This is a genomic window from Devosia sp. (genome assembly GCF_040509215.1).
Classification (GTDB): domain Bacteria; phylum Pseudomonadota; class Alphaproteobacteria; order Rhizobiales; family Devosiaceae; genus Devosia.
Map to the genome: position 1 here is coordinate 1 of NZ_JBEVLL010000085.1, position 8,671 is coordinate 8,671.

At 63.1% G+C, this 8,671-nt stretch carries 6 protein-coding genes; 3 read left to right on the forward strand and 3 right to left on the reverse strand.

From position 1 onward, the window contains the following. The 3 genes from ABW043_RS04690 to ABW043_RS04700 form a co-directional block, all read left to right on the forward strand. On the forward strand, positions 1 to 594 hold a 594-nt coding region (locus tag ABW043_RS04690), incomplete at its 5' end, for a cytochrome c-type biogenesis CcmF C-terminal domain-containing protein (RefSeq protein ID WP_353920072.1). After that, on the forward strand, positions 591 to 1,070 hold the full coding sequence (locus ABW043_RS04695; protein ID WP_353920073.1) for a cytochrome c-type biogenesis protein: 480 nt from the start codon (positions 591 to 593) through the stop codon (positions 1,068 to 1,070). The genes ABW043_RS04690 and ABW043_RS04695, both read left to right, overlap by 4 nt. Before the next feature lie 42 nt (positions 1,071 to 1,112). Beyond that, the gene (locus ABW043_RS04700; protein WP_353920074.1) at positions 1,113 to 3,992 is read left to right on the forward strand and encodes a bifunctional [glutamine synthetase] adenylyltransferase/[glutamine synthetase]-adenylyl-L-tyrosine phosphorylase; all 2,880 of its coding nucleotides are present in this window, start codon (positions 1,113 to 1,115) and stop codon (positions 3,990 to 3,992) included. Here ABW043_RS04700 and ABW043_RS04705 read toward each other — a convergent pair. The 3 genes from ABW043_RS04705 to pepN form a co-directional block, all read right to left on the reverse strand. Then, positions 3,989 to 4,162, reverse strand: a complete 174-nt coding sequence (locus ABW043_RS04705) for a hypothetical protein (protein WP_353920075.1) — start codon at positions 4,160 to 4,162, stop codon at positions 3,989 to 3,991. The two genes, ABW043_RS04700 and ABW043_RS04705, sit on opposite strands and share 4 nt — an antisense overlap. A gap of 3 nt (positions 4,163 to 4,165) precedes the next feature. After that, positions 4,166 to 5,821 (reverse strand): sensor histidine kinase, encoded by a 1,656-nt coding sequence (locus ABW043_RS04710; RefSeq protein WP_353920076.1) that lies wholly within the window; start codon positions 5,819 to 5,821, stop codon positions 4,166 to 4,168. A gap of 269 nt (positions 5,822 to 6,090) precedes the next feature. Further along, on the reverse strand, positions 6,091 to 8,671 hold a 2,581-nt coding region (pepN, locus tag ABW043_RS04715), incomplete at its 5' end, for an aminopeptidase N (RefSeq protein ID WP_353920077.1).

The window sequence follows — 8,671 nt, forward strand, 5'->3', positions numbered from 1 at the left end:
TTTGGTGCTTTTGCTGAACTGATCGAGCGTGGCCGCATCGGTCGGATTCCGGTGGGCGAGAGCGTTCGTCGCCTTGTTGGCCTGCCGCGCACCATCTGGTCGACGGCGCTCGGGCATATGGGGCTAGGCCTAACGGTTCTTGGCATCGTCTCGGTCACCGCCTGGGAAACCGAACTGGTGACGACGCTTAATCCGGGCGAGACGGCGGAACTCAGCGGTTACACGCTGGCTTTCGACAGTTTCGAGCAGATTCCGGGGCCGAACTACATGGCCGATACCGGACATTTCACGGTCACGGCGCCGGGCGGTAGCACCAAGCAATTGGCCGCCGAACGCCGCACCTATGTGGCCAGCGGCATGCCGACGACGGAAGCGGCCATCGAAACCTACGGGCTGTCGCAATTCTACCTGCAGCTCGGCGAACCGCTCGATGACACCCATGTCGTTCGCATCTGGTACAAGCCCTATATCCTCTTGATCTGGATCGGGGCCCTGGTCATGGCCGGAGCAGGCGTGCTTTCGCTGACCGACCGGCGCCTTCGTGTTGGCGCTCCGCAGCGGGCGGCCAAGCCTGCCATGGAGCCGGCGGAATGAAGCGGCTGCTCTCGCTCATCGCCTTGGTGCTCTGTCTCGTCATGCCGGTATTCGCCGTGTCGCCGGACGAGATGTTGGGTGATCCGGTGCTGGAACAGCGCGCTCGCGACATTTCGGCTGGTCTCCGCTGCCTCGTGTGTCAGAACCAGTCGATCGACGATAGCGATGCCGATCTTGCGCGCGATCTCCGCATTCTGGTGCGTGAGCGGCTGGTGGCTGGCGATAGCAATGCGCAGGTGGAACAGTATCTCGTCGACCGCTACGGCGAATATGTTCTGCTCAACCCCCGGCTCAACAACCACACGCTGATCCTCTGGATCGCCGCGCCGGTGCTTTTGGGGCTGGGCCTCTTCGGTCTGTTCTGGGCCGTTCGGCGTGCGCCGGCCAAGACCCGCGAGGGCGGGCTTTCCGAGGACGAAAAGCGCGTCCTGGCCGAACTTTCCGGCGCCGCAGAAGACGAGGCGCGAAAGGGCTGAGGGCGACTTGCTGGCGCCATTGTGGCGCGATAAGCCTCTTTCATGAGCATCCATCTCGCGCCCTTGCCCGCCATTCTGCATCCCGGCTTTGACACTCTGCTGGCCGAACTGCCCCCAGCGGCAGTCCTAGCTTTCAAGGCGGCCGAGCCAACCCTCGGCACACTGCTGCAATCGGCGCCCTATCTGCTCGAACTGGCGCGCACGCATGCCGATTGGCTGGCCGATGCGCTTGAGCGCGGGCCCGATGTTGTCTTCGCAGAGCTTCTGGCATCCGTTGCTGAAGCCGCAATCACGGCGGATGAAGCGAGCCTTGGTCAGACACTACGCATAGCCAAGGGGCGCACCGCGCTTCTGGCTGCCGTGGCCGAAACAGGCGGCGTCTGGACCACGGCCAAGGCGACCGAAGCACTCTCCGACCTCGCCGATGCTGCCCTTGAGGCGGCGCTCGATTTCCTCATGGCTCAGGCCTTCGATAAGGGTCAATTGCTCCTTCCGCGCGAAGAAGCACGCGCCAAAAACTCCGGTCTTGCGCTCTTCGCCCTCGGGAAACACGGCGGCCGCGAGCTCAACTATTCGTCCGATATCGACATCGTCGCCTTCTTCGATCCGCAAAAGCCGGTGCTCGTCGATCCCAGTGAAGGCACAAAAATCTATTCGCGCATGGTGCAGAAGCTGGTCGGCCTGATGGAAGATCATCAGGCCCATGGCTATGTCTTCCGCACCGACCTGCGGCTCCGCCCTGATCCCGGTTCGACGCCCGTAGCGCTCTCGGTCGATGCGGCGCTGGCCTATTACGAAGTGCGCGGCCAGAACTGGGAGCGCGCCGCCTGGATCAAGGCTCGGCCTTGTGCCGGCGACAAGCAGGTGGGTGAGGCGTTCGTGAAGGAACTGGCGCCCTATGTCTGGCGCAAGCATCTCGATTTCGCCACCATTGCCGATATCCAGGCGATGAAGCGCCAGATCAACGTGTCAAAGAACGTCGGCGACATTCGTGTCGAGGGCCACAATGTCAAACTCGGACGCGGTGGCATCCGCGAGATCGAGTTTTTCGCCCAGACCCAGCAATTGATCGCTGGTGGGCGCGACAAGGCCTTGCGCGTGCGCCCGACCTCGCAGGCGCTCGCGGCGCTTGCGGCGGCAAACTGGATCAGCCCGACGACGGCCGGCGAACTGACCGAAACCTATTGGTATCTCCGCGCCGTTGAAAACCGTTTCCAGATGCTGCGCGACGAGCAGACACACATCATGCCCGGCACGCCTGAAGCTGTTGCAGTTATCGGCCGGCTGATGAACCAGCCCGACCTGAAGACTTTTGAGACGGACTATCGCGCCGCGCTCGAACGCGTCGCGCGCTACTATGCTGAGCTGTTCACCGAGGGAGAAACACTCGGCACGGTGGAAGGCAATCTCGTCTTTACCGGCAGCGACGACGATCCCAACACGCTCGAGACCCTGACCAATATGGGTTTTGCCGATGCCCACAAGGCTATCGAGACCGTGCGCAAATGGCACTATGGCAGCTATGCCGCCACCCGCAGCGCCGCGGCGCGAGCGCATCTGACGGAACTGCTGCCCTTGCTGCTGACGACCCTCGCCAATGCCGGCAGCGCCGATCTTGGCCTTGCCCGAATGGACGATTTCCTGTCCCGTCTGCCGGGTGGGGTGCAGCTTTTTGCGCTGCTGCGCAATCATGCCCAATTGCGCTCGCTGCTTGTGCAGTTCATGGCTTCCGCGCCGCGTATGGCCGAAGCGGTCATCCATCGCGCCCATGTCGTCGACGGCCTGATCGACCCAGCCTTCGCCAACGACGTCACCCATCGCGATGTGCTGGTCTCCAAGGTTGACTCTTTCCTTGCCGATGCGCGCACCTATGAAGAGCTGATCGACCGTGCCCGCATCATTGGGCAGGAGCAGAAATTCCTCGTCGCGGCGGGTCTACTTTCCGGGACGGTCAGCGCCGCTGTGGCGGGTGAACAATTTACGGCTCTCGCCGAAACCCTGCTCCATCGTCTTTATGATAGCGTGCAGGAAGAGTTTGCGCGGCGTCATGGCCGGATTGCGGGCGCCTCCACGGCGCTCCTCGCCTTCGGCAAGATGGCGAGCCGGGAAATGACCTTTACCTCCGACCTCGATTTCATCTTGCTTTACGACGCGCCGGACGCCGAATCCGATGGCGAGCGCCCACTGGCCCCGTCGCACTATTTCGCGCGCCTGACGCAGCGATTGGTGGCCGCTTTAGCGGCGCCGACCAGCGAGGGCGTGCTCTACGAAACCGACATGCGTTTGCGTCCGTCGGGTAACGCCGGGCCGCTGGCGACGAGCCTCGCGTCATTCCGCGCCTACCAGCGCGGCGAGGCCTGGACCTGGGAGCACCTTGCGCTCAGCCGTGCTCGCGTCGTTGCCGGCACGGGTGATCTTCCCATCGTGGTCGAGGGTGAGATAGCCGAGGTCATGGCGCTACCGCGCGACAAGGACAAGATTATCGACGATGTCGTGAGCATGCGCGCGCTGATGGCCAAGGAGCGCAAGCCGCGTCACGCCTTCGACCTCAAGCTTGCCGATGGCGGCCTTGTCGATCTCGAATTCATCGCCCAATCGGCGCAACTGGTCGCGGGTACGCAGATTGGCCTGCCACAGGGGCCTCCCGCGCAGGTTCTGGCGCGTCTTGGCGAAATTGGGCTGGTGCCCAAGGGCCAGCGGCTCGCTGAAATCCACGCGATATACGCAACTGTGCTGCAGGTAATGAGTTCGGCGCTGGTCAGTCCGTTCAAGGACGAAGCCTGGTCGCCGGCCTTCCAGGACCTTTTGGCGCAACTCTGCCACTATCCCGATTTTGGCCGCCTGGCGCTTGATGTGGCGGAGATGCAGGGCGAGGTCGCTGCAGCGGCTGCCGCTTGGTACGAGACGGCGCGCAAACTCTAGCGCCGGCGTTCCGGTGGCGTGATGCCGCGCTTGGTGAGTTCGGCCTTGATACTCTCGGGCATTTCCCGGCAACCGCAGACCTGCGCATGCTCGATGTGCCAGGCGACCCGCTCGTCCAGCTTGGCCTTGGGGCCCAGGCGGTGCGTCTCGTGCCACGCGCGGTTGATCATGATCTAGGCCGCTACGGTGGCGGAGTTATGCCGGGCGTCGAGCGGCAGCGAAATGGCAACCGTTGTGCCCACCGATGGAGCGGAGTCGATGACCATGCGCCCCCCGCTCAATTCGGCTATGGCGCGCGAAATGGAAATGCCGAGCCCAGGGCCGACGCCCTCTCGGGTAAACGTGGCGTCACCGAGGGCAAAGGGCTGGCTTAGGCTTGAAAGCCGCTCTTCGCTCATGCCGATGCCAGTATCGGTGACTTCGATGACGACGCCATCATCGGCAGCAAAGGTCGCGAGCGTCAGCTTGCCACCGGCCGGGGTGAAGCGGATGGCGTTTTCGACGATATTGCCGACCATGCGGACGAAAGCCAGGCGATCGCCGCAGAGCATTGCGCCAGTGTCGGAGTTGACCGAGAGGGCGAGGCCGGCGCGGCCGATCTGACCGCGGAACCGCCTGCAGGTTGCCGTGATGACCTCGTCGAGCGGAACTGCGTCGGTGCGCAGGACCTTTTGTCCGTTTTCAAGCTCCGCGAGATCGAGAATGGCAGCGAATGAGTTGAGCAGGTGCTCGCCTGAGGTTTTGATCGACTGCACATATTCGGCGTAGCGCGGGTCGCCCATCTCCCCATAAGTCTCGCATTCCATCAGCTCGGCAAAGCCGATGATGTGATTGAGCGGCGTGCGAATGTCGTGGCTGAGATGCGCGAGGAAATTGGTTTTGGCGCGGCTGGCTGCCTCGGCCCGGATCTTTTCTTCGTGGTAGCGGCGCGCCAAGAGGCGCTGTTCTTCGCGGATGGTCGAGAGCAGCACATCGGTGCGGCGGCGCTCGGTCTCGTCTGAAAGGATCGTCATGAAGCCGCCATCGGGTAGGGGGCGTTCGTCGATCAGGAGGCACGAACCGTCTTGCTGGTGCAGCTCGAGCAGACGATTGCCGCTCTCTTCGCGCAGCAGCTTCATATAGCCACCCGACAACAGGCGCGACAGCGCTTCGGGATAGGTGATGGCGTCGCTATCGAGTTGCAAGCGCTCGCGATAATCGCCATTGCAGACGATCATCCGACCATCGGTGGTCCAGCAGGCAACGCCCATCGGGATAGCCGAGGTGAGCGAGCGATAGGTGTGGCGCTCCATCGGATCGGGCATCGCTTCGCTTCGGCGACGGCGCAGCGTCAGGGCGGTCACAAGGCCGGCGAGGGCCAGGGCCGCGGTGCCGCGGCCGGCAAGCGCGCCGACGGCGCCCGATTGTTCGGCCTGCACACTGACAAGGCCATGTGATCCAGCCGGTACGGCATGCGAGAAGAAATCGCCGAAATCGGCCTCTGCTTCAACGAAGCGCGCTCGGGTAATGCCCGGAAAATCGCTCGGTGTGCTCGCAAGCGTCGTTTCGGCCGCGGCGGTGGGCTCATGGGCAATGCGTGCGGCGACGGCGACGCCGATCAACGAGAGTTCGCGTTTGACCTCGCCCAGCGTGGTGACGACGTCGTAGACGATGAAAAGGGTCGCGGCAGTGAAGGCCGTGGCGGCCACAGCCAGCGTCATCGGCGTCAAGACACGTTGCCTGAACCCCTTGGGTGCAGTCTTGCCCTGGCGGCGGAGGCGCCGAAAATTATCCCCATTGCCCATGCTGAATCCATCAGCATCGGCGCCGGATGCCTCCGACGACTGCATGAAAGTCTCCGTATTTTTAAGGGTTTAGCCCCGAAGCGATTTGCTCGTTAACAAGTAATGAATCACCCGTAGGTAACTTGTCCATAGGGCTGTTGGCGCCTTTGCGAGCGCAGCGCCAAAACGTGAGTCTCTTGAATCACTTAGACGGAAAGAAAAATCCTTCCACAGCCCTGTGAAAAACGCCGTCCGTGGAGGTGGGCTTCCGGACGCAACAATGCCTCCCCCTTTGTAGGTGGGGAGGCATCTCATTTTTCCGAAATGTCAGGCGTTTAGCCTGCAAGGATTCGGTCGACGATGTCGCCGGTGTTGCGGCTGAGCGAATACTGGCTCTTGAGCGCTTCGAGTGCGGCCCGGCCAGCCTCGCGACGGCCGCTTTCGAGCAGCGGCAGAATGCGGAAGCCGGTGAGGACGCGCGCGGCGACCTGCGGGTTGACCTTGTCGATCTCGGCGGCCGCTTCGGTGATGAAGCGGAAGCCCAGCCCATCGGCCCGCGCAAACTGTGCGGGATTGCTCATCACGAAGCTGCCGAGGAGGGCACGCAGGCGGTTGGGATTGGTCCGTGGGAAATCGGGCGCGGCAAGGATGGCCCGAAGACGCTCGATCATCGCGTCGTCCCGCGCCTGCGAGGAGGCAACCAGCCACTTGTCGAAAACCAGCGGATCGCCGGAGAAACGGGTGCGGAAGTCACCAAGGAGGCCGGGGGCTGCTGAAGTCCAGTTATGGGCGGAGATGGCGAGCGCTGCGTAGCGGTCGGTCATGTTGCTGGCCGCATGATATTGCGCCTCGGCCAAGGCCGCGCCGCGGTCGGACCCGGCCGTCAGCAGTGACAGGAGGCCATTGCGCAGCGAGCGGCGGCCGGCCTGGGCGGCGTCGGGACTATAGGGCTCGGAGACCTGCAACTCGGCATGGAGCGTCTCAAGATGCTCGGCAATCGGTTCAACGATCGCGCGGATCAGCGCGCGTCGCGCTTCAGCGACGGCGTTCGGGTCCACATCCCTGCCGATCTGCCGGGCAATGACCGTTTCGTCTGGCATGGCGATGACCTGCGCCTTGAACGCATGGTCGAGCGCCGGATCGCCGAGCGTGTCGACGATGGCCTGACGGAGGGCGTCCACATCGCTCGAAGCCGGCGCCTTGCCAGTGGCCGCTGCGGCCAGCAACTGGGTCGCAACGGTCTGCAGTGCGTCCCAGCGATTGAAGGGATCGCTGTCGTGTCGGGCAAGGAACAGCAGGTCCTGCTGGGTGAGGTTGGTCGATAGTTTTACCGGCGCCGAAAAGCCGCGCAACAGCGAGGGCACGGGTCGGTTGGCAACGCCGGAGAAAGTCAGCGTGACGGTTTCGCCGTCGAGCACGATGAGGTCGTCCTTGATGGTGCCGCCCTCAACGCCCGTCCAGCCCATGGGACTGCCATTGGGGCCAATCAGGCCGAATTTGACCGGGATGACGAAGGGGGGCTTATCCGGCTGGTTCGGCGTCGGCGCGGTCTTTTGCGAGAGCGTCAGCGTGTAGGTCTGGCTCGCCGCATCATAGCTGTCGCTGGCCGTCACCGCCGGCGTGCCCGCATTGAGATACCAGCGGGAGAACTGGCCGAGATCGGTGCCGGTGGCGTCTTCGAAGACCTTGAGGAAAGCCTCGATGGTCGTCGCCTCGCCATCATGACGCTCGAAATAGAGGTCCATGCCCTTGCGGAAGCCAGTCTCGCCCAGGAGCGTTGCCAGCATGCGGACGACTTCCGAACCCTTCTGGTAGACCGTCGTCGTATAAAAGTTGTTGATCTCGCGATAGCGATCCGGCCGCGGTGGATGGGCCAGCGGGCCACCATCCTCGGGGAACTGCGTGATGCGCAGGTTCTCGACGTCATGGATGCGCTGAACCGGTCGGCTGCGCTCGTCCGAGGAAAATTCCTGATCGCGATAGACCGTCAGGCCTTCCTTGAGGCAGAGCTGGAACCAGTCGCGGCAGGTGATGCGATTGCCGGTCCAGTTGTGGAAGTATTCGTGCGCAATGACGCGCTCGATATTGGCATAGTTGGCATCGCTCGCCGTCTCGGGCAGGGCAAAAACCAGCTTGTCGTTAAAGATGTTGAGGCCCTTGTTCTCCATCGCGCCGAAATTGAAATCGGCCACGGCGACGATGTTGAACACGTCGAGATCATATTCGAGGCCAAAGCGCTTTTCGTCCCAGGCCATGGAGCGCTTGAGGCTGTCCATGGCATAGGCGCATTCGGCCTCCTTGCCATGGGTGCAATAGATGGCGAGATCAACCTTACGGCCGCTGCCGGTCGTGAAGGTATCGGTGATCGAGCCGAGATCGCCGGCAACGAGCGCGAAGAGATAAGCCGGCTTGGGGAATGGGTCTTCCCACAGGGCAAAGTGTGTGCCGTCGCCGGCGTCGCCCTTGTCGATGAGATTGCCGTTGGAGAGGAGGACCGGCGCTACCTCGCGCGGCGCGGTGATGCGCACCTTGAACGGCGCGAGGATATCCGGGCGGTCGAGATAATAGGTGATGCGCCGAAAACCTTCGGGCTCGCACTGCGTGCACCAGGTGCCGCTCGAACGGTAGAGGCCCATGAGCTTGGTATTGGTCTCGGGCGTGAGATTGACTTCGGTTTCGAGCACAAAGCGCCGGAAGGGCGGCTCGACGACGGTCAGGCCGTTGTCGTCGGTCGCGTAGGCCGACAACATCATCGGCAGCCCATCGATGGCGATGGATTGCAGAGTGAGCCCGTCTCCGTCGAGCACCAGCGACGTGCCCGGCGCAGTTTCCGGCCGCGGCTCGATGGTCATCTGCGTCCGAACGCGAGTCACCGCCTCAGTGATCTTGAAGTCCATGTCCACGGCCACGATGGCG